The 24,055-nt window shown below is 70.6% G+C and carries 22 protein-coding genes; 11 read left to right on the top strand and 11 right to left on the bottom strand.

What is annotated here, in order from left to right; all coding sequences use genetic code 11:
- Nucleotides 1-182: 182 nt before the first annotated feature.
- The 3 genes from AB0A94_RS12570 (at nucleotide 183) to AB0A94_RS12580 (ending at nucleotide 2,055) form a co-directional block, all read left to right on the top strand.
- Nucleotides 183-782: a 50S ribosomal protein L25/general stress protein Ctc gene (locus AB0A94_RS12570; protein WP_361742906.1), complete on the top strand. Its 600-nt coding sequence runs from the start codon at nucleotides 183-185 to the stop codon at nucleotides 780-782.
- 73 nt (nucleotides 783-855) lie between these two features.
- A complete protein-coding gene (pth, locus tag AB0A94_RS12575) occupies nucleotides 856-1,470 on the top strand; it encodes an aminoacyl-tRNA hydrolase (protein ID WP_361742909.1) in 615 nt (204 codons plus the stop codon).
- A 99-nt stretch (nucleotides 1,471-1,569) separates the two neighbouring features.
- A complete protein-coding gene (locus tag AB0A94_RS12580) occupies nucleotides 1,570-2,055 on the top strand; it encodes a hypothetical protein (RefSeq protein ID WP_361742912.1) in 486 nt (161 codons plus the stop codon).
- 71 nt (nucleotides 2,056-2,126) lie between these two features.
- Here the strand turns inward: AB0A94_RS12580 and ppc are convergent, their stop codons facing one another.
- Nucleotides 2,127-4,859, bottom strand: a complete 2,733-nt coding sequence (ppc, locus tag AB0A94_RS12585; protein WP_361742914.1) for a phosphoenolpyruvate carboxylase — start codon at nucleotides 4,857-4,859, stop codon at nucleotides 2,127-2,129.
- A gap of 291 nt (nucleotides 4,860-5,150) precedes the next feature.
- Here ppc and AB0A94_RS12590 point away from each other — a divergent pair, with 291 nt between their 5' ends.
- Nucleotides 5,151-6,164: a fatty acid desaturase gene (locus AB0A94_RS12590; RefSeq protein ID WP_361742917.1), complete on the top strand. Its 1,014-nt coding sequence runs from the start codon at nucleotides 5,151-5,153 to the stop codon at nucleotides 6,162-6,164.
- Entirely contained in the window at nucleotides 6,161-6,838 is a 678-nt protein-coding gene (locus AB0A94_RS12595; protein WP_361742920.1) for a TetR/AcrR family transcriptional regulator, read from the top strand. Before AB0A94_RS12590 ends, AB0A94_RS12595 begins: the two co-directional genes overlap by 4 nt.
- A 222-nt stretch (nucleotides 6,839-7,060) precedes the next feature.
- Here AB0A94_RS12595 and AB0A94_RS12600 read toward each other — a convergent pair whose 3' ends face one another.
- Together AB0A94_RS12600 and AB0A94_RS12605 are read right to left on the bottom strand one after the other, a co-directional pair.
- Nucleotides 7,061-7,444: a VOC family protein gene (locus tag AB0A94_RS12600; protein ID WP_361742923.1), complete on the bottom strand. Its 384-nt coding sequence runs from the start codon at nucleotides 7,442-7,444 to the stop codon at nucleotides 7,061-7,063.
- Between the two features lie 4 nt (nucleotides 7,445-7,448).
- The gene (locus AB0A94_RS12605; protein ID WP_361742926.1) at nucleotides 7,449-8,252 is read right to left on the bottom strand and encodes a trans-aconitate 2-methyltransferase; all 804 of its coding nucleotides are present in this window, start codon (nucleotides 8,250-8,252) and stop codon (nucleotides 7,449-7,451) included.
- A 113-nt stretch (nucleotides 8,253-8,365) separates the two neighbouring features.
- On the opposite strand from AB0A94_RS12605, the gene tamR reads away from it, so the two are divergent.
- Nucleotides 8,366-8,863, top strand: coding sequence for a MarR family transcriptional regulator TamR (gene tamR, locus AB0A94_RS12610; RefSeq protein ID WP_361742929.1), 498 nt, complete (start codon nucleotides 8,366-8,368; stop codon nucleotides 8,861-8,863).
- Here the strand turns inward: tamR and AB0A94_RS12615 are convergent.
- The gene (locus AB0A94_RS12615; RefSeq protein ID WP_361742932.1) at nucleotides 8,822-9,589 is read right to left on the bottom strand and encodes a response regulator transcription factor; all 768 of its coding nucleotides are present in this window, start codon (nucleotides 9,587-9,589) and stop codon (nucleotides 8,822-8,824) included. The genes tamR and AB0A94_RS12615 overlap by 42 nt on opposite strands.
- Nucleotides 9,590-9,884: 295 nt before the next feature.
- Between AB0A94_RS12615 and AB0A94_RS12620 the strand changes: the two genes are divergently transcribed.
- A complete protein-coding gene (locus tag AB0A94_RS12620) occupies nucleotides 9,885-10,337 on the top strand; it encodes a GNAT family N-acetyltransferase (protein WP_361742935.1) in 453 nt (150 codons plus the stop codon).
- A gap of 54 nt (nucleotides 10,338-10,391) precedes the next feature.
- Nucleotides 10,392-10,592 (top strand): hypothetical protein, encoded by a 201-nt coding sequence (locus tag AB0A94_RS12625; protein ID WP_361742938.1) that lies wholly within the window; start codon nucleotides 10,392-10,394, stop codon nucleotides 10,590-10,592.
- A 158-nt stretch (nucleotides 10,593-10,750) separates the two neighbouring features.
- Here AB0A94_RS12625 and galK read toward each other — a convergent pair whose 3' ends face one another.
- The 3 genes from galK to galT are packed head-to-tail and all read right to left on the bottom strand — an operon-like array spanning nucleotide 10,751 to nucleotide 13,993.
- Nucleotides 10,751-11,923 (bottom strand): galactokinase, encoded by a 1,173-nt coding sequence (galK, locus tag AB0A94_RS12630; protein WP_361742941.1) that lies wholly within the window; start codon nucleotides 11,921-11,923, stop codon nucleotides 10,751-10,753.
- 28 nt (nucleotides 11,924-11,951) lie between these two features.
- Entirely contained in the window at nucleotides 11,952-12,935 is a 984-nt protein-coding gene (gene galE / locus AB0A94_RS12635) for a UDP-glucose 4-epimerase GalE (protein ID WP_361742944.1), read from the bottom strand.
- Nucleotides 12,932-13,993: a galactose-1-phosphate uridylyltransferase gene (gene galT, locus AB0A94_RS12640; protein WP_361742947.1), complete on the bottom strand. Its 1,062-nt coding sequence runs from the start codon at nucleotides 13,991-13,993 to the stop codon at nucleotides 12,932-12,934. The genes galE and galT overlap by 4 nt, the downstream gene beginning before the upstream one ends.
- A gap of 176 nt (nucleotides 13,994-14,169) precedes the next feature.
- Between galT and AB0A94_RS12645 the strand changes: the two genes are divergently transcribed.
- Both AB0A94_RS12645 and AB0A94_RS12650 read left to right on the top strand, forming a co-directional pair.
- Nucleotides 14,170-15,849, top strand: a complete 1,680-nt coding sequence (locus AB0A94_RS12645; RefSeq protein ID WP_361742950.1) for a sodium:solute symporter family protein — start codon at nucleotides 14,170-14,172, stop codon at nucleotides 15,847-15,849.
- 21 nt (nucleotides 15,850-15,870) lie between these two features.
- Entirely contained in the window at nucleotides 15,871-16,182 is a 312-nt protein-coding gene (locus AB0A94_RS12650; RefSeq protein ID WP_361742953.1) for a hypothetical protein, read from the top strand.
- Between the two features lie 487 nt (nucleotides 16,183-16,669).
- Here the strand turns inward: AB0A94_RS12650 and AB0A94_RS12655 are convergent, their stop codons facing one another.
- The 4 genes from AB0A94_RS12655 to AB0A94_RS12670 form a co-directional block, all read right to left on the bottom strand.
- Nucleotides 16,670-17,350: a response regulator transcription factor gene (locus tag AB0A94_RS12655; RefSeq protein WP_361742956.1), complete on the bottom strand. Its 681-nt coding sequence runs from the start codon at nucleotides 17,348-17,350 to the stop codon at nucleotides 16,670-16,672.
- A 206-nt stretch (nucleotides 17,351-17,556) separates the two neighbouring features.
- Nucleotides 17,557-19,437, bottom strand: a complete 1,881-nt coding sequence (locus tag AB0A94_RS12660) for a PQQ-binding-like beta-propeller repeat protein (protein ID WP_361742959.1) — start codon at nucleotides 19,435-19,437, stop codon at nucleotides 17,557-17,559.
- A 79-nt stretch (nucleotides 19,438-19,516) separates the two neighbouring features.
- Nucleotides 19,517-21,253 (bottom strand): PQQ-binding-like beta-propeller repeat protein, encoded by a 1,737-nt coding sequence (locus AB0A94_RS12665; RefSeq protein WP_361742962.1) that lies wholly within the window; start codon nucleotides 21,251-21,253, stop codon nucleotides 19,517-19,519.
- 234 nt (nucleotides 21,254-21,487) lie between these two features.
- Nucleotides 21,488-23,305, bottom strand: coding sequence for an ABC-F family ATP-binding cassette domain-containing protein (locus AB0A94_RS12670; protein ID WP_361742965.1), 1,818 nt, complete (start codon nucleotides 23,303-23,305; stop codon nucleotides 21,488-21,490).
- A 156-nt stretch (nucleotides 23,306-23,461) separates the two neighbouring features.
- Between AB0A94_RS12670 and AB0A94_RS12675 the strand changes: the two genes are divergently transcribed.
- Nucleotides 23,462-24,055: a Uma2 family endonuclease gene (locus tag AB0A94_RS12675; protein ID WP_361742968.1), complete on the top strand. Its 594-nt coding sequence runs from the start codon at nucleotides 23,462-23,464 to the stop codon at nucleotides 24,053-24,055.

Genomic DNA, 24,055 nt, shown 5'->3' on the forward strand with positions numbered 1-24,055 from the left:
GGGTCTCCCGATGATCGTTTTGGGTGCGGCCTCCTGGTCCGAGTAGACTGTCCGAGTTGCTCGGCGAGGGAGGCCGTTCCGCTTTTCCGAGGCGGTTTCGGCGGTCCGTTATCGACGCGCTCTTCGTAGCAGGCCGTTCGTGGCCGGGTGACCACGTCCGTTTCTGACTTCGAGGAGTGACCATGTCCGAGGTGAAGATCTCCGCCGCGACGCGCACCGAGTTCGGCAAGGGTGCCGCGCGCCGTATCCGTCGTGACAACAAGGTTCCGGGTGTGCTGTACGGGCACGGTTCGGACCCGCTGCACCTGACCCTTCCGGGCCACGAGCTGCTGCTCGCGCTGCGTACGCCGAACGTGCTGATCGCGCTGGACATCGACGGCACGTCGAACGAGCTGGCGATCCCGAAGGCCGTGCAGCGCGACCCGCTGAAGGGCTTCCTGGAGCACGTGGACCTGCAGCTGGTGCAGCGCGGCGAGACCGTCCAGGTCGAGATCCCGGTGCAGACCGAGGGTGAGCTGGCGCCGGGTGGTTACCTGCTGGAGCACGTGCTGGCCGCGCTGCCGGTCGAGGCCGAGGCCACGCACATCCCGGAGAGCGTGACCGTCTCCGTGGAGGGTCTGGAGGCCGGTGCCTCCGTCCTCGCCAAGGACGTCACCCTCCCGAAGGGCACCAAGCTGGCCGTCGAGGAGGACGCGGTGGTCATCCAGGTGCTGGCCGCGCAGGCGGAGGAGGCGCCCGCCGAGGGTGCCGAGGGCGAGGGCGCAGAGGCCGCCGAGGCCTGATCCTCGTTCCGAGTCGTCGTTTCGTCGGCCGCTGTTCCCGTACGGGGCAGCGGCCGACGCGTATGAAGGAGACATGGACGTGACGACGGATGCGGCGGCCGGTGCGGCGGGTCCCTGGCTGATCGTGGGGCTGGGCAATCCGGGGCCGGAGTACGCGATGAACCGCCACAACGTGGGGTTCATGGTGGCGGATCTGCTGGCGGAGCGGACGGGGGGCCGGTTCAAGCGGGCCGGCAAGGCTCAGGCGCAGGTGGTGGAGGGGCGGATCGGTCCGCCGGGGCCCGCCGGCCGGCGGGTGGTCCTGGCGAAGCCGATGTCGTACATGAATCTGTCGGGCGGGCCGGTGAACGCGCTGCGGGAGTTCTACAAGGTGCCGGCGGAGCGGGTGGTCGCGGTCCATGACGAGCTGGACATCGATTACGGGACGCTGCGGCTGAAGCTGGGTGGCGGGGACAACGGTCACAACGGGCTGAAGTCGCTGACGAAGGCGTTCGGGCGGGAGTACCACCGGGTGCGGTTCGGGATCGGGCGGCCGCCGGGTCGGATGCAGGTGGCGGACTTCGTGCTGAAGGACTTCTCGTCGGCGGAGCGCAAGGAGCTGGACTACTTCGTGGACCGGGCGGCGGACGCGGTGGAGTGTCTGGTGATCGAGGGGCTGGAGCGGGCGCAGGGGACGTACAACTCGTGACGTGCTGAGGGGCGCACCGGTTGGCTCGTCCCTCTGCCGGGGCTCGTCGGAGCCCACCGGAGTTGACCGACCGCAAGGTTATGGCCAAGGATCTCGGCCATGCCTTCTGCGGTCCGCTCCTCCCCCGGCTCCACCGCCCTGCGGTTCGGCCGGTTCGCGGTGATGGGCACGGTCGTCGTGCTGATCCTGATCGCGGGTGTGTGGGCGTCGTGGGGTACGGCGCAGCACGCGATGCTGACGAAGGGGCGTGAGCGCGGCACGGTGGAGGTGACGCGGTGCGGCGCGACGACGTGCACGGGGCCGTACGCGCCGCTGTCGCCGGGGTCGCAGCCGCGCGCGGAGGTCGTGCTGGAGGACTCGGTGGCCGTGGCGGAGGGGCGGACGTACCCGGTGGTGCTGAAGCCGGGCGGCACGGACGCCGTCCGCTCGGGTCCCGCCGGGATCCTCTACGCGTGGGTTCCGTTGGGCGGCGCGCTGCTGCTCGCGTCGGTCGTCGTGGCCGGCGGTCTGCTGCGGACGCGGGCGGCGTGGGTGATGGCGCTGTCCGGGGTGGCCCTGCTCACCGCGGCTTTCCTGGCCGTGTAGGACGAAGCCGTGCAGGACGAAGGGGTGCCCCCGGCCTCGTACGGCCGGGGGCACCCCTTCTTTCCGGCAGGTCAGCCGGTGTTGCGCAGGCCGGCCGCGACACCGTTGACGGTGAGCAGCAGGGCGCGGGAGAGCAGCGGGTCGGGCTGTTCGCCGGCGCCGGCGGCGTCGCGCTGGCGCTTGAGGAGGGCCACCTGGAGGTAGGAGATCGGGTCCAGGTAGGCGTCGCGGATGGTGAAGGTCTGCTTGAGGACCGGGTCGGCGTCGAGGAGTTCCTGTTCGCCGGTGACGCGCAGGACCTCGGCGACGGTGAGTTCGTGTTCGGCCTTGATGGTGTCGAAGACGTGCTTGAGCTCGTCGGGGACGAGGGTGTCGACGTAGTGCTGGGCGATGCGCAGGTCCGTCTTGGCGAGGGTCATCTCGACGTTGGAGATGAAGTTGCGGAAGAAGTGCCACTGCTGGTGCATCTCGTCGAGCACGGTGTCGAGGCCGGCCTCGCGCAGGGCCTTGAGGCCGGAGCCGACACCGAACCAGCCGGGGACGATCTGCCGGGACTGGGTCCAGCCGAACACCCACGGGATGGCGCGCAGTCCGTCGAGCGAGACGCCCGAGCCGGGGCGGCGGGAGGGCCGCGAGCCCAGGTGCAGGTCGGCGAGCTGGTCGACGGGCGTGGAGGCCAGGAAGTACGTCGGCAGGTCGGGGTCCTCGACGAGTCTCCGGTAGGCCGTGTGGGCGGCGTCGGAGACGACGTCCATGGCGGCGTCCCAGCGGGCGAGGGCCTCGTCGGACTGGCGGGGTGCGGTGTGCAGGGCGGACGCCTGGAGGGTGGCCGCGACGGACAGTTCCAGGTTCTCCCGGGCGAGGGCCGGGATGAGGTACTTGTCGGAGATGACCTCGCCCTGCTCGGTCACCTTGATCTCGCCCTCGAGGGTGCCCCAGGGCTGGGCGAGGATGGCGTCGTGGGTGGGGCCGCCGCCGCGGCCGACGGTGCCGCCGCGGCCGTGGAACAGCCTGAGCCGTACGCCGTAGCGGTGGGCGACGTCGCGCAGGCGCCGCTGCGCGCGGTGGATCTCCCACTGGCTGGTGGTGATGCCGCCGAACTTGGAGGAGTCGGAGTAGCCGAGCATGACCTCCTGGACGTCGCCCCGCAGGGCGACGAGGCGCCGGTAGGAGGGGTCGGCGAGCATGTCCTCGAGGATGGTGTCGGCGGCCTTGAGCTCGTCGGTGGTCTCCAGCAGGGGCACGATGCCGATCTTCGCCCAGCCGGCGTGCAGGTCGATCAGTCCGGCCTCGCGGGCGAGGACGGCGGCGGCGAAGACGTCGTCGGCGCCCTGGCACATGGAGATGATGTAGGACTCGACGACCTCGGGTCCGAAGACCTCCAGGGCCCGCTTGACGGTCTGGAAGACGCCGAGGGTCTTCTCGCCGGCGGCGTCGACGGGCGCCGGGGTGGGGGCGAGCGGGCGCCTGCTGCGCAGTTCCTTGGCGAGGAGCTTGGAGCGGTACTCGCGGGGCATGTCCGCGTACCTCCACGACTCCTCGCCGAGCCGGTCGAACAGCTGGCCGAGGGCGTGGTGGTGGGCGTCGGCGTGTTCGCGTACGTCCATGGTGGCGAGCTGGAGGCCGAAGGCGGCCAGGGTGCGGATCACCCGGGCGAGGCGGCCGTCGGCGAAGAGGCCGCCGCGGTGTTCGCGCAGGGAGGCCTGGATGATGCGCAGGTCGGCGAGGAGTTCGCCGGTGCCGAGGTAGTCGCGGCCGGGCTCGTGGGGGGTGCCCTTGGCGAGGCGGAGCTTGGTGTTCTCCAGCTTCTGCCGGATGCAGGTGGCCTTGAGCCGGTAGGGCTCCTCGGCGTTGAGCCGCTTGTAGCGGGGGCTGATCTCGGGGAGGGCGTCGAGGTCGGCCTGGAGGGAGGCCAGCAGCTCCTCCGTCGCGCCCGTGTAGCGGATGGAGTTGGAGAGGAAGCCGCGCAGTTCGTCGATCATCTCCAGGGCGTCGTTGATGCCGTGTTCGTGCTGGAGGATGAGGACGTCCCAGGTGACCTGGGGGGTGACGTTGGGGTTGCCGTCGCGGTCGCCGCCGATCCAGGTGCCGAAGGTGAGGGGGCGGGTGTCGTCGGGGAGGTGGACGCCGACGCGCTCCAGCTCGGCGGTGAGGTCCTCCAGGACGTCGCCGACGGCGCCGGCGTGCAGCTCGTCGAGGTAGTAGATGGCGTTGCGGGCCTCGTCGGCGGGTTCGGGGCGGACCACGCGCAGTTCGTCGGTCTGCCAGACGAGGTCGATGTTCTCGGCGAGCCGGGTGTCCAGGCGGCGCCGGTCGGAGGCGATGACCGGGGTGTCGAGGAGGGCGGCGATCCGGCGGAGCTTGTTGAGGACGGAGCGGCGGGCGGCCTCGGTGGGGTGCGCGGTGAAGACGGGCCGGATGTTGAGGTTGCGGACCGTCTCGCGCAGGTGCTCGGGGTCGGCGTCCTTGAGGCGGTCGGCGGTGCGGGAGAGCAGTCCGCCCTCGGCGGCGCGGCGGGCGCGCAGTTCGCGGCCGCGGTGTACCTGCTCGGTGACGTTGGCGAGGTGGAAGTAGGTGGAGAAGGCGCGGACCAGCTTGGCCGCGGTCTGCAGTTCGGTGCCCCGCAGCAGCTCGGCGGCGGCCTCGCCGTCCTCACGGGTGAGTCGGCGCACCTTCTCGACGAGGTCGAGCAGCTCCGGGCCCTCCTGCCGGACCAGGGTCTCGCCCAGGAGGTCGCCCAGTCGGCGGATGTCGGCGCGCAGCTCGCTGCTCGTCGTGGTGGTCTGGTCGTCGGCACTGCTCACAGGTGCGGCTCCTTGCAGTGTTGAAGCTCGTCTGGGAGGGAACCCGGACGGCGTCTCGCGCGGCGTGCGCCGCTTGCGGGCCGGACGTCCGGGAAGAAATCAGAGCGGACCGCGCTGTCCGACCGACTTCAAGGATAGGTGTCGACCCGGACGCGCAGGCTCACGGGCTCTTGCCGCCGGGCTACGCACTGCCATACTTACGTTGCCGTAGGTTACGGAAGCGTAGGTATACAGTGCGTTTCCGGCGGCTCGGCACCCACCCTCAGTCCACATACCCCACAGGGGACACGCATGACCTCAGGCTCCGACGTGCTGCACGAAGCTCCGAAACAACCCGGGTCCGACGACGCGGCGCCCTCCGCCACGCTGGGCGGTGAGCGCAAGCGCTCCATCGAGCAGATCACGCTGCTGCTCTTCATCACCGTCCCCTTCCTGGCGCTGGTGGCCGCGGTGCCGCTGGCGTGGGGGTGGGGGGTGAGCTGGCTGGACCTCGGTCTGCTGGTCTTCTTCTACTTCCTCGGCTGCCACGGCATCACCATCGGTTTCCACCGCCACTTCACGCACGGTTCGTTCAAGGCGAAGCGGCCGCTGAAGATCGCGCTGGCGATCGCCGGGTCGATGGCGGTGGAGGGGCCGCTGGTGCGGTGGGTGGCCGACCACCGCAAGCACCACAAGTTCTCCGACGACGAGGGCGACCCGCATTCGCCGTGGAAGTACGGGGAGACGGTCCCGGCGCTGATGAAGGGCCTGTGGTGGGCGCACATCGGCTGGATGTTCGACGAGGAGCAGACGCCGCAGGACAAGTACGCGCCGGACCTGATCAAGGACCGGACGCTGCGGGCGATCTCCCGGCAGTTCATCCTGTGGACGGCGCTGTCGCTGGCGCTGCCCGCGCTGATCGGCGGCCTGGTCACGATGTCGTGGTGGGGCGCGTTCACCGGGTTCTTCTGGGGGTCGCTCGTGCGGGTGGCGCTGCTGCACCACGTGACCTGGTCGATCAACTCGATCTGCCACGCGGTCGGCAAGCGTCCCTTCAAGTCGCGGGACCGTTCGGGCAACGTGTGGTGGCTGGCGGTCCTGTCCTGCGGTGAGTCCTGGCACAACCTGCACCACGCCGACCCGACCTCGGCGCGGCACGGTGTGGAGCGCGGGCAGCTGGACTCCTCCGCCCGGCTGATCCGCTGGTTCGAGCAGCTGGGCTGGGCCTACGACGTGCGGTGGCCGTCACGCTCGCGTATCGATTCGCGCCGTAACACCTCGGAAGGCGGCGCCCGGCAGGGGACGGAGTCCGTCGAGGCGGCATGATGGTCGCCGTGGCGACCGACTCCAGCAGCACCCCGAGCGACGAGAAACCGCGGCGCACCCGCCGTACCCGGATGACCGGTGCGGAGCGCCGCCAGCAGCTGCTGGAGATCGGCCGCACCCTGTTCGCGGCGAAGGGCTTCGAGGCCACGTCGGTGGAGGAGATCGCGGCGAAGGCCGGGGTCTCCAAGCCGGTGGTGTACGAGCACTTCGGCGGCAAGGAGGGCCTGTACGCGGTGGTGGTGGACCGCGAGATGCGGCGTCTGCTGGACATGGTGACGGGCTCGCTGACGGCCGGCCATCCGCGTGAGCTGTGCGAGCAGGCCGCGTTCGCGCTCCTGGACTACATCGAGGAGTACACGGACGGTTTCCGCATCCTGGTCCGTGACTCCCCCATCCCCCAGTCGACGGGTTCCTTCGCCTCGCTGATCTCGGACATCGCCACCCAGGTGGAGGACATCCTGGGCCGCGAGTTCAAGAGCCGCGGCTTCGACCCGAAGCTGGCGCCGCTGTACGCGCAGGCCCTGGTCGGGATGGTGGCGCTGACGGGCCAGTGGTGGCTGGACGTGCGCAAGCCGAAGAAGGCGGAGGTGGCGGCCCATCTGGTCAACCTGGCCTGGCACGGCCTGGACGGCCTGGAGCCGAAGCCGCGGCTGATAGGCCACCGGAAGAGCTGAATTCGGGCTGAAGAGGCTGCGCGGCCGTCCGACCGCGTGGGACGGTGCGCGCATGATCGAGATGACGGTCGACGAGGCCGCCCTCCGACTGGAGGAGCTGATCCGCCGGGTGGCCGGCAGCCGAGAGCCCATCGCCCTCACGGATGAAGGCCGGGTGGTGGCCCTCCTCGTCGCTCCCCGGGTGATCGAGGATCTGGAGAACGCCTTGGCCGCCGCCGGTGGTCATCGACGTGGCACGGGCGCTCCGGCCGACGGCTCCAGGAACTCCAGCCGGTTGCCCACCGGGTCGTCGGAGTAGAAGCGCTTGTGGCCCGGGAGGTCGTCGTCCCAGGTGACGGGGGCTCCGTGGGCGGCCAGTCGGGCGGCGTACGCCTCGATGCCGGTCACCCTCAGGCCGGGGTGGGCTTTCCTCGCGGGCCGGAAGTCGTGCTCGACGCCCAGGTGGAGCCCTACGTCTCCGGCCTCGAACCAGCAGCCGCCGCGCGCCGCCAGGGCCGGCGGCTTCGGCGTCTCGGTCATGCCGAGGACACCGGCGTAGTAGGCGCGCAGCCGTTCCTCGGAGCCGGGCGGGGCGGCGAGCTGCACGTGGTCGACGGCGGTGAGCATGCCTTCACGCCTCCTTGACGGCGACCGCGAAGACGCGGCGGAAGGGGAGCGGGGTGCCGTGCGGACCGGTCGGGTAGGCCGTTCGCAGGGCGGACCGGTAGGCGCCGACGAACGCGTCGCGGGCCTCGGGCTCGTCCGCCAGAGCCGTCAGGACGGGACGCAGGCCCGTGCCCTCGACCCAGTCGAGGACGGGATCCTCCCCCTCCAGCAGGTGCACGTACGTCGTCTCCCAGGCGTCGGTCGTGCAGCCGAGGGCGGTCAGGTGCTCCAGGTAGGCCTCCGGCCGGAGCACGGCGTCGTCGTGGCGCAGGACGCCGTCCAGGCGGTCGCGCCAGGGCGGGGAGGCGGCCAGTTCCCGCATGAGTGCGTGGCTGGGGGCGTCGAAGTTGCCGGGGACCTGGAAGGCGAAGGTGCCGCCGGGGGCGAGTCCTTCGACCCAGTCGCGGAACCGCTCCACGTGCCCCGGGACCCATTGCAGCGTGGCGTTGCTGACGATGAGGTCGTACGACCCCTCCGGCACCCAGGTGCGGACGTCGGCGTGGACGAAGTCCAGCCCGCCGCCCTCGTGGTCGGCGCGGGCCTTGCCGAGCATCTCGGGCGAGTTGTCGTAGCCGGTGATGCGGGCGGTGGGCCAGCGGTCGGCGAGCAGGGCCGTGACGTTGCCGGCGCCGCAGCCGAGGTCGGCGATGCGCGGCGGGTCCCCCGGGAGGTCCGGGACGCGGGCGAGCAGGTCGGTGAAGGGCCGGGTGCGGTGACCGGCGTGGCGCAGGTACTGGGCGGGGTCCCAGGTGGGGGTCGCTGCGGACATGAAGCCTCCCGGATGCCGGTGGACGGGTACCCACTCTCACCCCCACCCATCTCGACGTCAAGAGACTCGACATCAAGAGACTTCACGTCGACACAACCACTACACTGATCGTCATGGAGGACGAGGTCGATCGGCTGGTCGCAGCGTGGCGCCGGGAGCGCCCGGACCTCGACGTGGAACCGCTCGAGGTGCTCAGCCGGGTGAGCAGACTGGCCCGGCACCTGGACCGGGCACGCCGGCTCGCCTTCACCGAGCACGGCCTGGAGTCCTGGGAGTTCGACGTGCTGACCGCACTGCGCCGCGCGGGCACCCCGTACCAGCTCTCGCCGGGGCAGCTCCTCACGCAGACGCTCGTCACCTCGGGCACGATGACCAACCGCATCGACCGCCTCGCCAAGAAGGGCCTGGTGGAGCGGCTGCCCGACCCCAGTGACCGGCGCGGTGTCCTGGTCCGGCTCACGGACGAGGGCCGCGACCGCGCCGACCAGGCACTGGCCGGGCTGCTGGCGCAGGAGCGGGCGATCCTCTCCGAACTCACCCGCGCCCAGCGCAGCGAACTGGCCGGCCTGCTACGCCAGTTGACCGCCCCGTTCGACAACATCCCCGGTTAGGTCGACGGGCCCGACACCCGCCCGCCGGGCGAGGGCCACCGCGGCGAGGGTGGAGTGCACGCCCAGCTTCCCGAGGACGTTCTGCATATGGGTCCGTACGGTGTGCGGGGACAGGTACAGGCGCTCGGCGACCGCCTTGCGCCCCAGCCCCGCGACCATGCACCGCAGCACCTCCCGCTCACGCGGGGTCAGGGACTCCACGAGCCGCTCGCTCTCCGTGCGGTGCCGCCGGGCGGCGGTCAGCTCCCGCAGCACCCCCGTCAGCAGCGCGGGCGGCAGATGCGTCTCGTCGCGCAGCACCCCCCGGATGACGGTGAGCAGCCGGCTCAGCGAGCAGTCCTTGGCCACCCACCCGGAGGCTCCCGCCTGCAGGGCGAGTGCGGCCCGGGCCGGGTCGTCCTTCTCGGCGAGGACGACGATCCGTACCTGCGGCTGCGCCGCACGCACCCCGGTGACCAGCGCTATCCCGTCGACGAGCCCGTCCTCGTCACCGGCCTGCACGGGCACGGCCGGCCGGCCGCCCGGCACCTTGCCGCCCAGGTCGGCGTCGACGAGCAGCACGTCGAACCGCCGCCCCTCGGCGGCCCCCCGCTCCAGACAGCGCAACGCGGCCGGGCCGCTGCCCGCCGCGGACACGTCGACGTCGGGCTCCGCGGCCAGGGCCGCGGCCAGCGACTCGGCGAAGATGCGATGGTCGTCGACGACCAGGACTCGGATACGAACCACGAAACCCCCCTCCCCCACGCTCTTCCCAGAGCAGGGGACTACCCCATCGTCGGAGGACGACACCGGCGCGGGTACGACGCCGAGGCCCTGTCACTTCACTCACTCACCGGACGTGGGACGGGCCGCCGCAGCCGCACGGCCGCCGCCGCGCGACAACCGCCACCCCCGCCTCGGACGCCGTACCCGACCGTCTCGCCCCCTGAACGGCGCCGGCCCCCACCGGCGCTGTTCATCAGGGTACGGGCGGGCGCCGGGAGCGGAAGGTTATTTGCAGAACTGGCGGCCTTGCGCGTTTATGGTGAGCCGCATGTTTCGTCTTGAGACAGAAGTCGACAAGGCCCGACGTGATCTGCTCCGCAGGCGGCTGAGGGACACGAACACCGCGGCCTCACCGATCCTGCGGGCACTGCGCGGAACCCCGGCCGAACGCGAAGCGCCTTTGCACGTGTGGGTGCTGGATGCGAACGGCGGACTGGCCGGCGGCCTGGTCGGCCACACCTGGACGACGTGGCTGCACGTGACCTATCTCTGGGTCGACGCCCGCCACCGGGGGGCGGGTCTCGGCTCCCGCCTGCTGACGGAGGCGGAACGCCTCGCCGCCGAACGCGGCTGCACGGCCTCCCGCGTGGAGACCTGGGACTTCCAGGCCCCGGCCTTCTACCGGAAGCACGGCTACGAGGTGGTGTGCGTGATTCCCGACTATCCGCCGGGGATCACGGAGTACACCCTGACGAAGCGGCTCAGCTGACCCGACCCGACGGCGCCCGTCCGCTGCCGCTCCTACCGCTCGGGATCGAGTCCCATGTCCTTCGCGCCGGCCCGTGAGATCAACCATGCCGACCCCGCCGGCCTCTCCGGTGTCGTCCGCCTCGTCGAGGGGTTCCGCGGTCGGATCGTGGCCCGGCAGGAGCCGGCCTTCGGCACCGCCGTCACCGCGGCCGTCGCCGAGGTCCGAACGGCCCGCGGGACCGCGCGGACGCCCCTGCACCCGAACCCGGCCTGATCCCCGATCCGTATCGCCCTGGCGCCGCCTACACGCTCAGCGGATGGTGACACCGCGCCCTGCCCGGCGCCGCCGCCCCGCCTCGGCGCACCGCCGGGCACAGGACCCGCCGAGTCACGGACCCACCCGTTTCACGCCCCGGCGGTTCCCGGGGACCGTCAGCGCACCCGCCGCGCCCCCGCCGCGGGGACCGCCTCGAAGACACGCGGGGCCTTGAACCCGGCCGCCGCGAAGGCCTCCTCCACCGCCTTGGTGACGGCGGGCACGTCCGTCTCCTCCGCCAGGACGATGGCCGAGCCGCCGAAGCCGCCGCCGGTCATGCGGGCGCCGAGGGCGCCGGAGGTGACGGCGGTCTCCACCACCAGGTCGAGTTCGGGGCAGGAGACGCGGAAGTCGTCGCGCAGGGAGGCGTGGCCCTCGACCAGGACGGGCCCGATGGCCCGGGTGTCGCCCGACTCCAGCAGGGAGACGACCCGTTCGACCCGCTGGTCCTCCGTCACCACGTGGCGGACCAGCCGGCGGACCTCCTCCTCGTCGCCGAGCCGTTCCAGCGCCGCGTCCAGTTCCTCGTACGGGAGGTCCCGCAGGGCGTCGACGCCCAGCAGGGCCGCGCCCTTCTCGCAGCCCGCGCGGCGCTTGCCGTACTCGCCCTCGCTGTGGCTGTGCTTGACCTGGGTGTCGACGACGAGCAGGCGCATGCCCTCGGCGGCCAGGTCGAAGGGGATCTGGCGCTGGGAGAGGTCACGGGTGTCGAGGAACAGGGCGTGGCCGCTCTCGCAGCAGGCCGAGGCCGTCTGGTCCATGATGCCGACCGGGGCGCCGACGTAGACGTTCTCCGCGCGCTGGCACAGCCGGGCCAGCTGCCAGCCGCGCAGACCGAGGCCGAACAGGTCGTTCAGGGCGAGCGCGACCACGACCTCCAGGGCGGCCGAGGACGACAGGCCCGCGCCCGCCGGGACGGTCGAGGCGAGGTGGATGTCGGCGCCGGTGACGGTGTGCCCGGCCTCGCGCAGCGCCCACACCACGCCCGCCGGGTAGGCGGTCCACCGCTTGTCGGACTCGGGGGCCAGGGCGTCCACCGTCAGTTCCACGACGGGCCCGTCCACGTCGGCGGAGTGCAGCCGCAGGACGCCGTCGTCGCGCCGGGACACCGCCGCGACCGCGGTGTGCGGCAGGGCGAACGGCATGACGAAGCCGTCGTTGTAGTCGGTGTGCTCGCCGATGAGGTTGACCCGGCCCGGTGCCGCCCACACCCCGTCCGGCGCGGCCCCGTACAGCTCCTCGAACCGCTCGGCGACGGACCCCGCGACGGCCTCGCTGGACTCGCTCATGCCCTGACCCCTGACCCTTCGTGACGTTCTACTCGGCCTGCTCGGCCTGCTGCTTGGCGCGCTGCTGCGCGAACTCCCACGCGTCCGCGACGATCCCCGCGAGGTCGGCGCGCGACGGGTTCCAGCCCAGTTTCTCGCGGGCGGTGTCGGCCGACGCGACCAGGACCGCCGGGTCGCCGCCCCGGCGGGGGGCCACGACCTCGGGGATCGGGTGGCCGGTGACCTGACGGACCGTCTCGACGACCTCGCGGACGGAGAATCCGTTGCCGTTGCCGAGGTTGCAGATCAGGTGCTCGCCGGGCGCGGCGGCCCGCAGCGCGAGCAGATGGGCCTCGGCCAGGTCGGCGACGTGGATGTAGTCGCGCACGCAGGTGCCGTCCGGCGTCGGGTAGTCGTCGCCGTAGACGGAGATCGCGTCGCGCCGTCCCTGGGCCACCTGCAGCACGAGCGGGATGAGGTGCGACTCGGGGTCGTGCCGCTCGCCGTGCTGCCCGTAGGCGCCGGCCACGTTGAAGTAGCGCAGGGAGACCGCGCCCAGTCCGTGCGCCGCCGCCTCACCGGTGATCATGTGGTCGACGGCGAGCTTCGAGGCGCCGTACGGGTTCGTGGGCCGGGTGGGCGCGGACTCGACGATCGGGACCTGCTCCGGCTCGCCGTACGTCGCCGCCGTGGAGGAGAACACGAGCCGGCGCACGCCCGCCTCGCGCATCGCGCCGAGCAGCGCCATGGTGCCGCCGACGTTGTTGTCCCAGTACTTCTCCGGCTTCACCACCGACTCGCCGACCTGGGAGAACGCGGCGAAGTGCAGGACGCCGTCGTAGGAGGAGTCCAGCCATTTGGCGGAGTCGCGGATGTCGCCCTCGATGAACGACGCACCCGCGGGAACACCTTCCCGGAACCCGGTGGAGAGGTTGTCGAGCACGACGACCTCGTGGCCGGCCTCCAGCAGATGCTGGGCGACGACACTGCCGACGTAACCGGCCCCGCCCGTCACCAGGTACTTCCCGCTCATGAACTCGCTACCTCTCGCAGTCGCTCGGCCGCGCGCTCCGGCGGCACGTCGTTGATGAAGACGTTCATGCCGGACTCGGAGCCCGCGAGGAACTTCAGCTTGCCGGATGTGCGGCGAATGGTGAAAAGCTCGAGGTGCAGCGCGAAGTCGTCACGCGTGACGCCCTCGAAGTCCTCCAGCTGCCCGAACGGGGCCTGGTGCCAGGCCGCGATGTACGGCGTCGGAGGCTCGCCCTCCCCGAAGATCCGGTCGAAGCGCTTCAAGAGTTCCAGATACACCTGGGGGAACTCCGTGCGCGCCGCCTCGTCCAGTCCGAGCAGGTCGGGCACCCGGCGCTTGGGGTAGAGGTGGACCTCGTAGGGCCAGTGCGCCGCGTACGGCACGAAGGCCACCCAGTGTTCACCCTCAAGGACGATCCGCTCGTCGGCCCGTTCCCGCTCCAGCACGGCGTCGAACAGGTTCTCACCGCCCGTCGCCTCCTTGTGTACCGCCACTTGGCGCAGCATCAGGGCGGTGCGGGGGGTGGTGAAGGGGTAGGCGTAGATCTGCCCGTGCGGGTGCTGGAGGGTGACGCCGATCTCGGCCCCCCGGTTCTCGAAGCAGAAGACCTGTTCGACGGAGGGCAGATGCGACAGCTCGGAGGTCCGGTCGGTCCAGGCGTCGAGCACCAGTCGCGCCTGCCGCTCGCTCAGCCCGGCGAAGGACGAGTGGTGGTCGGAGGTGAAGCAGACGACCTCGCACCGGCCCGAGTCCCCGGCCAACGAGGGGAAACGGTTCTCGAAGACGACCACGTCGTACGACGAGTCCGGGATCTCGCTCAGCCGGTCGCCCTCGGAGGGGCACAGCGGGCACTCGTCGGCCGGCGGGTGGTACGTACGCCCCTGACGGTGCGAGGCGATGGCGACGGAGTCGCCAAGGAGTACGTCGCGGCGGATCTCGGAGGTGGTGACGGTGGCGTCCAGCGGGCGGCGGTCGACGGCGTCGCGGACGGTGTCGTCGCCCAGGTCGTAGTAGATGAGCTCGCGACCGTCGGCCAGCCGGGTCGAGGTCTTCTTCACTGCCGTACTCCTCTGCACCCGCCAACCATTCAACACAATCGAACATAACACATCACAACCCATCAGCGAGCCCCGCTTATCACAATCAAACAAAGAACGTCACGGGAAGTGTTCAATCACTGAACACGGAGGCACGGGTTCCGCACCGGATCAGTTCGCGAACGAAGCGAGTGTGTATGCAAACCCCCACATACCTAGCCGCAGAGCTTCGACTCCCCACCAACTGGCTGGACTACACGATCCTCGGGATCTACTTCGTCGTCGTGCTGGGCATCGGCTTCGCCGCCCGCCGCTCGGTCAGAACCAGCCTCGACTTCTTCCTCTCCGGCCGCTCCCTGCCCGCCTGGGTCACCGGTCTGGCCTTCATCGCGGCCAACCTCGGCGCCACCGAGATCCTCGGCATGGCCGCCAACAGCGCCCAGTACGGCGTCTACACGACCCACTGGTACTGGATCGGCGCCATCCCCGCGATGGTCTTCCTGGGCCTGGTGATGATGCCGTTCTACTACGGCAGCAAGGTCCGCTCGGTCCCCGAGTTCCTGCTGCTGCGCTTCGACAAGGCGGCCCACCTGCTCAGCTCGGGCCTCTTCGCGGCCGCCGCCATCCTGATCGCCGGCGTCAACCTGTACGCCCTCGCGATCGTGGTCGAGGCCCTCCTCGGCTGGCCGCAGTGGGTGGCGATCGTCGTCGCCGGCTTCTTCGTCCTGGCCTACATCACCCTCGGCGGCCTGTCCTCGGCGATCTACAACGAGGTCCTGCAGTTCTTCGTCATCCTCGCCGCGCTCATCCCCATCACCGTGCTCGGCCTGAAGAGCGTCGGCGGCTGGGACGGCCTGTCCGACTCCCTCACCGCGTCGCGCGGCGACGACTTCATGACCTCCTGGGGCGGCACCGGCATCGGCAGCGACAACCCGCTCGGCGCCAACTGGCTGACCATCGTCCTCGGCCTCGGCTTCGTCCTCTCCTTCGGCTACTGGACGACGAACTTCGCCGAGGTGCAGCGCGCCCTGTCCGCCAAGAACCTCTCGGCGGCCCAGCGCACCCCGCTCATCGCCGCGTTCCCGAAGATCTTCATCGTGTTCCTGGTGATGATCCCGGGCCTGGTCGCGGCGGTCCTCGTGCCCGCCATCGGCACGCCCGACTCGGACCTCCAGTACAACGACGCCATCCCGTACCTGATGGAGCAGCTCCTGCCCAACGGCGTACTGGGCATCGCCGTCACCGGCCTGCTGGCCGCGTTCATGGCCGGCATGGCGGCCAACGTCTCCTCCTTCAACACCGTCTTCACCACCGACATCTGGGCGAAGTACGTGGTGAAGCACCGCGAGGACGCGTACTACGTCCGCTTCGGCCGCCTGATCACCGCGATCGGCGTCCTCGCCTCCATCGGCACGGCGTTCCTGGCCAGCTCCTTCTCCAACATCATGAGCTACCTCCAGACGCTCTTCTCCTTCTTCAACGTGCCGATGTTCGTGGTCTTCATCATCGGCATGTTCTGGAAGCGGGCGTCCATGAAGTCCGGCTTCTGGGGCCTGATCGCCGGCACCACCGCCGCGATGATCAACTACTTCGTCATCTACAAGCAGGGCATCATCGACATCCCCTCCGACCAGGGCGCCAACTTCGTCTCCGCGATCGCCGGCTTCGTCGCGGGCGCGGTGGTCATGGTCGCCGTGTCGCTCTTCACCGCGCCCAAGCCCGCCGACGAGCTCCAGGGCCTGGTCTACGGCACGCGCTCGCCCGGCATGGCGGAGCCGCCCGCCGAGGGCGACGACGCGTGGTACCGCAAGCCCGCGCTGCTGGGCTGGGGTGCGGTGATCCTGGCTGCCGCCTGCTACATCCCGTTCTCGTTCTGATCGCGGGAGGATGGAGAGACCATGTCCGAGCACTACTCCGAGCGTGATCTCCAGCGGGAGATCACCGAGCTGGAGACCAAGTCCGCGACGGCCGCGCGGCTGTTCGACATCCGGCGGATCATCGGCGGGCTGTTCGTCGTGTACGGCGTGATCGTCACGATCGCGGGATTCACCGCGTCCGATGCGGACATCGACAAGGCCGAGGGGGTCAACATCAACCTCTGGACGGGGCTGGGGATGCTGGTCCTGGGCCTGTTGTTCCTCCTCTGGCTGAAGCTCAGGCCGACGGCTCCGCCGCCGCCGGATGTCGTTCCGGGGGAACGGGAGGAGTGAGCGGGGCTGTACGGGTCGCGCGGCCCGGCGCCGTGCCGGGCGACCGGCGTCGGTGTGGGCCAAGGGGTGTTCGCGCAGCCCAGCGCTGCGGGGTGCCGTCGCGTCCCCCCTCCCCCACTCTCGGCTTCGCTCGAGCGGGGGAACCCCCATCGCCCTGGGGGTACCTCCCAGGCCCTTCAGGCACTGGGGGAGGCACGACTGCCCGCGGGAGCGGCGGGGGACGCGGCATGCGATTGCCCGCGGATCGCGGGGGTGCTGCGGTTACGCCGCGTACGGCGGGAAGGGGCGGGGCGGGGGTGGCCGCCCGCAGTGGGCGGCGCGTCCGCGCCCCGCACCTCATCCAAGTGACCCCATCGCGCCGGTCCGAGGACGGACACCCCCCGACGCGGCCCCGACCCATCCACCGACCGTGGGCGCTGCGCCCGCACCCACCGGACCGAACGATGGGCCGCAGGCATCCCACCGGACCCGACACCGCGCCGCAGGACTAGGAGCCGCCCCCCACCGGCCCCGCCCGGTCCAGCAGCCCCGTCCGGGCGGCCAGGGCCGCCGCCTCCAGGCGGGAGCCCACGCCCAGTTTCATCAGGACCCGCTGGACATGCGTCCGGGCCGTGGACGGCGCGATGCCCATGCCCGCCGCGATCAGCCGGGTGTCCTCCCCGTCGGCGACCCGCACCAGCACCTCCACCTCCCGAGGCGTCAGCATCTGCAACAACCGCGCGCCCTCGTCGTCCGGCTGCGCCGCGGGATTCAGCAGCTCCCCGAACGCCCCCTGCAACAACTGCGGGGCCACGGCGGCCTCCCCCGCCCGCGCCTTCGTGATCGCCCGCTCGACCCCCTCGATGCGCTCGTCGTGCCGCACGTACCCCGACGCCCCCGCCGCGAACGCCGCCGCGATGCCCCGCGGCGACGGCACCGGCCCCAGCACGACCACCGCCACCTGCGGCCGCTCCCGCTTGATCTTCACCACCGGATCGAACGCCCCCGCCTCCGCCGGCGCCGCCGTCCCCAGCAGGCACACCTCGGGCGCCCTGCTGATCACCAGATCCGCCGCCCCGGCAGCCGGCGCCGCAGCCGCCAGCACCCGGTGCCCCCGCAGCTTCAACGCCGAGGCCAACGCCTCGGCGAGCAATCGGTGGTCGTCGACCACCATCAGCCGCACTCCCATCGAACAACCAACCCCCCATAACAACGCACCCCGAGATGCCCCCGGAAGCTACACGCTTGTTCGACGCCGCGCTCCCCCTACCGGCGAGAATCGCCCCGGATCACCGAAATTCTCGCATTAGACGGCGATGGGCGCAGGATGCGCGATACGCCCGCGGCCCCGTCCCTGACCAGGGACGGGGCCGCGAGAAACAAGAAAACGAACGATCAGCTCGTACCGAAAGCGATCACCAGGTATTCCTTCTCGCCCGAAGCCGACGAGAAGTCACTCGCGTACGCACCGGACATGTACAGACCGCCCTGCGAGAACAGGATCTCCGCGTATTCCGGCGACATCCGCGTCTCCACGTCCCGCACGGCCTCCGTCGCCGGGTTCTCCATCAGCGTCGTCTGCTTGAAGGTCCCCCCGTCGATGCTGACGATCTGCCCGCCCTTGTCGTACGGCGGACGCTTGTACGCCAGGATGTTGCCGCCGTCCATCCGCAGCGGGGTGATCGTGTAGCCGTCACCCGCGTCGGCACGCTGCCCGGTCTGCTTGCCGGTCGCCAGGTCGAAGGCGACGACCTCGTTGGTCTGGCTGTACGACTCCCCGCCGCCCTCGTGCTCCTCGGTCGCGATGTACAGCCTGTCCTCGCCGACCGCCAGCCCGCTGCACTTCTCGAGCTTGTAGATGGCGTCGCAGCGGGCCGCGTACTCCTCGCCCGGCGCGGAGATGCGCGTACGCAGCTTGCCGGTCTTGTTGTCGATGGAGAAGAAGTCCGAGATGCCGCTGCCGTCACCCGCGGAGTCACCGACATCGGCGGCCACGACCAGCGGGTCGGTGGAGACGACGGCGGCGTACTCGATGCCCTCGTCCATCTTGTACTCGGTGATCACCTTCCCGGTCTTCGGGTCGATGGTCTGGATGTGCAGCTGCCGCTGCTCGTACGTGCCGCACTTGCGCACCGCGACGAGCTTCTCACCGCCGCCGTACCCGGAGTCGTAGCAGGAGTCGGACGTCTTGGGCGCCCACAGCTGCTTGCCGGAGGCGACCTCCCAGGCGGCGCCGCCGCTGATGCTGCCCGCCGCGACGGTACCGCCGCTGATGGTGACGTTGTTGAAGCTGATCGGCATGGTGCCGGACTTGGCGCTCTTGGCCCACACCTGCTTGCCGGTCTCCAGATCGATCACCGCGACCTGCGTGCAGGACTGCGGATCCGTCTTGGTCGGCATGGCGGGCTTGAAGATGATCGCCGTCTTGTTGTCCTCGGTGACACGGCCGCTGCCCTCGCACACCGGCCCGGGCAGGTCGACCGTCCACTTCTCGGTGCCCTTGGCGCGGTCGTAGCCGACGACCTCGGCGATCCCGCTCTTGGCGTACACCGTGTCGGTCAGCCAGGAACCGGAGGTGGGGATGCTCGTGGTGCCCTTGGGGACCTTGGGCGCGGGCACCTGGAACAGCACCTTGGAACCGGTGTCGGCCGGTGCCTTCTCCTCGGCGCCGGAGGAGGTGCCCCCGGTGCCCCCGGTGCCGCCGTTCTTCTCGTCCTTGCCGCCGGTGCCGCCGGAGTTCGCGGTGGTGTTCTTGTCGTCGTCCTTGCCGGACGAGGACGCGTACCAGACACCGGCGCCGACGATCAGGGCGATGGCCGCGACCGCCGAGACGATGATGGCGGCCTGCGTGTTGAACTTCTTCCCGCCACCCCCCGGCTGCGGCTGCATCGGCATGGTCGGCGGCTGCGGATACCCGTACCCGGGCTGGCCGTAGCCGGGCTGCCCGTACCCGGGCTGGCCGTAGCCGGGCTGCCCGTACCCGGGCTGTCCGTACCCGGGTTGCCCGTACGCCCCCGGCTGCTGCTGCCCCGGATACCCGTACCCGGCGGCGGTCGGCGGCTGCTGCGGATACCCGTACCCGGGCCCCTGCGGAGCCGGCGGCGGCGTGACCGGAGGCTGCGGGGCGGCCGGGGCCGGCGGGGTCTGCGGATACCCGTATCCGGGCTCCGGGGCCTTGTTGAGTTCGGGCCCACCAGGGGTGGGCGGCTGCTGCGGCGGCCCGAACCCCGGCTGCTGCGGAGGCTGGTTGGGCGGCGGCGGAGGCGGCTGGGTCATGACGTGAGTACCTCGGGGAAGGGGACGAGGGACGGCGGACGACGGGTGACGGACTGCGGGAAGAAGACGAGCCGCGACCTCACTTGCCGTAGGCGAGCATCAACTTCCCCTTCGACTCGTCATTGCCGGTCAGCCGTGTGGTCGAGAGGTAGAAGCGTCCGTCGACCCAGTCGATCGACTTGCTGAAGAAGCTGTTCTCGATGTCCGCGACACCCTGCGGGTTCCGCATCAGCTCGGCCGGCTTGTGGTCGCTGCCGCTGACGGGGATCGCCACGACCTGCCCGCCCGCGTCGTACGACGGCCCGACGTAGGCGATGAGCTTGCCGCCCTCGACCTTGATGGGCTGCATGGACTCGTCGGCCGGGGACTTGACCCGCCAGCGCTCCTTGCCGTTGTCGAGGCTGAGGGCGACGATCTCGTTGGCCCCGGTGGTCGCCTCGGTGGGCAGGTAGAGGGTGTCCCCGTCGACGACGGCGCCCTCGCAGCCCTGGAGGTCGCGCGCGAGGATGGCCCAGCCGCAGCCGGGGGCGAAGTCCTCGTCGACGGTGACCTCGGAGCGGAACTTGCCGCTGCCGCCGGTGAAGGCGGATATGTTCCACGCCTTCTTGTCCTCGTTGGTGCTGTAGACGACCACCGGGTCGACGGAGTAGGCGCGCTCGATGCGCCACCCCTTGTCGAACTTCTGGGTCCACCTCACCTTGCCGGTCTTCGGGTCGAGCTCCTGGAGCTCGTCGTGCTCGTCGGTGCCGCCGACGCCGCAGGACGCGACCTGGAGCAGCCGCTCACCACCCGCGAAGGCGGCGGGGAAGCAGGGGGCGTCGCCGTACTTCTTCGCGTCGAACAGCTTCTTGCCGCTGGTCACGTCGTACGCCGTGCCGGACTGCGAGCGGCCCACCATCAGTGTGTCGCCGGTAAGGGTCATCTCGATGGAGAGCACGGAGTCGAACAGCGCGCCGTCCGCGACCTCCTGCTTCCAGCCCTTCTCGCCGGTGTTGAGGTCGACGAGCTGCAGCTGGTTGCACTCGGCGCTGTCGCTCTTGCCGCTCTTGTAGGCGATGACGACCTTGTCGTCGGCCGTCTTCTCCTGGGTGACCGCGCAGATCTCCTGCGGGAAGGTGATGGTGTCCCAAGCGGGATCGCCGTCACCGACGTTGTAGGCGGAGAGCTCCTTGTAGGCGGCCTTCACGGCCGTCTTCCCGGTGATCCACATGCCGGGGGCGTCGGCGCCGGAACCGGGCGCGTCGGGTGCCTCCTTGTACCAGAGCACCCTGGACTCACCGGCCTGACGGCCCTCGTTGAGGTTCTCCGGGTCCTCGCCGCCGTCGCCGCTGCCGTCGCCCGGGTTCACCGGGGCGCCGGACGAGCCGCCCGGCTCGGGGTCGTCGGTCTGCTTGGCGACGGGCTTCTTGTCCTTCTTGCCGTCGTCACCGGAGACGGCCCACACGGTGCCGCCGGCCACCAGCAGCGCGGCGACCGCGGCACCGATGATCATGGCGGGCTTGCCCTTGAAGGGGTTGCGGGAGCCGGACCCGCCGGGCGGCGGCGTGCCGGGCGTCCCGGGGAACTGCGGCTGCGACGGGTATCCGTACCCGGGCTGCCCGTAGGGACCCGGCTGCTGCGGCGGGCCGTAGGGCCCGGAGGCGTACGGCCCGGAGTTGTACGGCCCCGGCTGCTGCGGAGGCTGCTGCGGATACCCGTACCCGGGCTGCGGCGGACCCTGCGGAGGCGGCTGCGGAGCCCCGAAGCCACCCCCTGGCGGCGGATCCTGCGGTGCTCCGAAGCCACCCTGCGGCGGCTGGTTCGGCGGCTGCGTCATCAGCGCGTCCCCCCTCACTCACTGATTTTTAGCCACGCCCTGAGGTACGCAGTGAACCCAGAGTCGTATTCAGACGTTTCTCAGACTGGCCCCTTTGTATCACCCGGCACCGACACGCCACCGGGTCGTATCCGCCCCTGTTCCCAAGGGAGGACCGGCCCGTGATGCCCCCGTTACGCGCCTTCACGCCCCCTTCACGCCACCCGCGCCCCGTACACGGACAGGGCCGGCGGCTCAGGCGTCGTCCGCCAGTTCCAGCCAGCGCAGCTCCAATTCGTCCCGCTGTCCGGCCAGTTCCCGCAGCTCGGCGTCGAGTTCGGCGACCTTCGCGAAGTCGGTGGCCTGCTCGGCGATGGCGGCGTGCAGCCTGGTCTCCTTCTCGGAGATCTTGTCGAGCTGGCGCTCGATCTTCTGGAGCTCCTTCTTGGCGGCGCGCTGGTCGGCGGCGCTCCTCTCCGGGGCGGAACCCTGGGTCGCCGCGGCCGGGACGGCGGCCACCGAGGCGGCGGCGGCCTCCTCCATCCGCTTGCGGCGCTCCAGGTACTCGTCGATCCCGCGCGGCAGCATCCGCAGGGCGCCGTCGCCGAGGAGGGCGAACACCCGGTCGGTGGTGCGCTCGACGAAGAACCGGTCGTGGGAGATGACGATCATCGAGCCGGGCCAGCCGTCGAGGACGTCCTCGAGCTGGGTGAGGGTCTCGATGTCGAGGTCGTTGGTGGGCTCGTCGAGGAAGAGGACGTTGGGCTCGTCCATCAGCAGCCGCAGCAGCTGCAACCGCCGCCGCTCACCACCCGACAGGTCCCCCACCGGCGTCCACTGCTTCTCCTTGTTGAACCCGAACGTCTCGCACAGCTGCCCGGCGGTCATCTCGCGCCCCTTGCCGAGGTCGACGCGCTCGCGCACCTGCTGCACGGCCTGCAGCACCCGCCAGGTGGGGTCGAGCTCGGCGACCTCCTGGGAGAGGTAGGCGAGCTTGACCGTCTTGCCCACGCGGACGCTGCCCCCCGCGGGCTGCACCTCCCCCTCGCTGCGGGCGGCTTCCGCCAGCGCCCGCAGCAGGGACGTCTTGCCCGCCCCGTTGACCCCCACCAGACCGATGCGGTCCCCGGGCCCGAGCTGCCAGGTCACGTGCTTGAGCAGCACCTTGGGCCCGGCCTGGACGGTGATGTCCTCCAGGTCGAACACCGTCTTGCCGAGCCGGGACGACGCGAACTTCATCAGCTCGCTGCTGTCACGCGGCGGGGGGACGTCCTTGATCAGCTCGTTCGCGGCCTCGACCCGGAACCTCGGCTTGGACGTCCGCGCGGGAGCGCCGCGCCGCAGCCAGGCCAGCTCCTTGCGGACCAGGTTCTGCCGCTTGACCTCCTCGGTGGCGGCGATCCGTTCGCGCTCCGCGCGGGCGAAGACGTAGTCGGAGTAGCCGCCCTCGTACTCGTACACGTCACCGCGCTGCACGTCCCACATGCGGGTGCAGACCTGGTCGAGGAACCAGCGGTCGTGGGTGACGCAGACGAGCGCGGACCGGCGGTTCCGCAGGTGCTCGGCGAGCCAGGCGATGCCCTCGACGTCGAGGTGGTTGGTCGGCTCGTCGAGGACGATCAGGTCCTGCTCCTCGATGAGCAGCTTGGCGAGCGCGATCCGCCGCCGCTCACCGCCGGACAGCGGCCCGATGACCGTGTCCAGGCCCTTGGGGAACCCGGGCAGGTCCAGCCCGCCGAACAGCCCGGTCAGTACGTCCCTGACCTTGGCGTTCCCGGCCCACTCGTGGTCGGCCATGTCCCCGATGACCTCGTGCCGCACGGTCGCCTCGGGGTCGAGGGAGTCGTGCTGCGTCAGCACCCCGAGCCGCAGCCCGCCGGAGTGCGTCACCCGCCCGGTGTCGGCCTCCTCCAGCTTGGCCAGCATCCGGATGAGGGTGGTCTTGCCGTCCCCGTTGCGCCCCACGACCCCGATCCGGTCCCCCTCGGAGACACCGAGGGAGATCCCGTCGAGCAGCGCACGCGTCCCGTACACCTTGCTGACGTTCTCGACATTGACCAGATTGACGGCCATTTCTCTCCTGCCCGGTGGATCGATCAGCTTTCAAGCGTAGGCCCTGGCGGAACAAGGCCGGAACGCGAGGAGACAGTCACTCTTCGTGATGACGTGATCGGAAACGGGCGGCTACCGTGGAGGGCAGGCAGCAGGATCCCGTCCATGGGAGGAACCATGACCGCCGAGTCCGTAGAGCACCGCGTCCAGTGGCCGGTGCCGCCGCTGGACGGCTACACCGTGGACGACCTGTTCACGCTGCCTGATCTCCCGCCGCACACCGAGCTGATCGACGGGAGCCTGATCACCGTGAGTCCACAGCGCAATTTTCACGCAGATGTGATCGACCTGTTGGTCAGCGGACTGCGGCGCGGCGTGCCGAAGAAGTACAGGGTCAAACGAGAGATGACCATCGTTCTGGATCGGCGCAACGGGCCGGAGCCCGATGTGAGTGTGGTCCACGCCGATGCGGTCCGCGGCCCGGACCAGACGAGCTACCAGGCTCAGGACGTGGCGCTGGCCATCGAGGTCGTGTCCCCGGACTCGGAGTCCCGCGACCGTACGACCAAGCCGTACAAGTACGGCAATGCCGGCATCCCCCATTTCTGGCGGGTCGAGCGTGACGGGACCGACCGCAAGCCGCTCATCCACGTGTATGAACTGGATCCGCTCACTCGCTCGTACGTGCACATGGGCATGCACCGCGACCGGATCAAGGTCGACAAGCCCTACAGCATCGACATCGATCTCACGGCCGTCGACGAGCTCTGA

This window comes from Streptomyces sp. NPDC044984 (assembly GCF_040646935.1).
GTDB lineage: Bacteria > Actinomycetota > Actinomycetes > Streptomycetales > Streptomycetaceae > Streptomyces.

Bases quoted from the DNA above. Each gene is read 5' to 3' on its own strand.
- AB0A94_RS12675 (WP_361742968.1), top strand. From the start codon at position 23,462: ATGACCGCCGAGTCCGTAGAGCACCGCGTCCAGTGGCCGGTGCCGCCG.
- AB0A94_RS12660 (WP_361742959.1), bottom strand. From the start codon at position 19,437: ATGACCCAGCCGCCTCCGCCGCCGCCCAACCAGCCTCCGCAGCAGCCG.
- AB0A94_RS12625 (WP_361742938.1), top strand. From the start codon at position 10,392: ATGTCCTTCGCGCCGGCCCGTGAGATCAACCATGCCGACCCCGCCGGC.
- AB0A94_RS12665 (WP_361742962.1), bottom strand. From the start codon at position 21,253: ATGACGCAGCCGCCGAACCAGCCGCCGCAGGGTGGCTTCGGAGCACCG.
- AB0A94_RS12655 (WP_361742956.1), bottom strand. From the start codon at position 17,350: ATGGGAGTGCGGCTGATGGTGGTCGACGACCACCGATTGCTCGCCGAG.
- AB0A94_RS12650 (WP_361742953.1), top strand. From the start codon at position 15,871: ATGTCCGAGCACTACTCCGAGCGTGATCTCCAGCGGGAGATCACCGAG.
- AB0A94_RS12590 (WP_361742917.1), top strand. From the start codon at position 5,151: ATGACCTCAGGCTCCGACGTGCTGCACGAAGCTCCGAAACAACCCGGG.
- tamR (WP_361742929.1), top strand. From the start codon at position 8,366: ATGGAGGACGAGGTCGATCGGCTGGTCGCAGCGTGGCGCCGGGAGCGC.
- AB0A94_RS12670 (WP_361742965.1), bottom strand. From the start codon at position 23,305: ATGGCCGTCAATCTGGTCAATGTCGAGAACGTCAGCAAGGTGTACGGG.
- AB0A94_RS12600 (WP_361742923.1), bottom strand. From the start codon at position 7,444: ATGCTCACCGCCGTCGACCACGTGCAGCTCGCCGCCCCGCCCGGCTCC.
- AB0A94_RS12605 (WP_361742926.1), bottom strand. From the start codon at position 8,252: ATGTCCGCAGCGACCCCCACCTGGGACCCCGCCCAGTACCTGCGCCAC.
- AB0A94_RS12645 (WP_361742950.1), top strand. From the start codon at position 14,170: ATGCAAACCCCCACATACCTAGCCGCAGAGCTTCGACTCCCCACCAAC.
- AB0A94_RS12580 (WP_361742912.1), top strand. From the start codon at position 1,570: ATGCCTTCTGCGGTCCGCTCCTCCCCCGGCTCCACCGCCCTGCGGTTC.
- galE (WP_361742944.1), bottom strand. From the start codon at position 12,935: ATGAGCGGGAAGTACCTGGTGACGGGCGGGGCCGGTTACGTCGGCAGT.
- AB0A94_RS12620 (WP_361742935.1), top strand. From the start codon at position 9,885: ATGGTGAGCCGCATGTTTCGTCTTGAGACAGAAGTCGACAAGGCCCGA.
- AB0A94_RS12595 (WP_361742920.1), top strand. From the start codon at position 6,161: ATGATGGTCGCCGTGGCGACCGACTCCAGCAGCACCCCGAGCGACGAG.
- galK (WP_361742941.1), bottom strand. From the start codon at position 11,923: ATGAGCGAGTCCAGCGAGGCCGTCGCGGGGTCCGTCGCCGAGCGGTTC.
- AB0A94_RS12570 (WP_361742906.1), top strand. From the start codon at position 183: ATGTCCGAGGTGAAGATCTCCGCCGCGACGCGCACCGAGTTCGGCAAG.
- pth (WP_361742909.1), top strand. From the start codon at position 856: ATGGACGTGACGACGGATGCGGCGGCCGGTGCGGCGGGTCCCTGGCTG.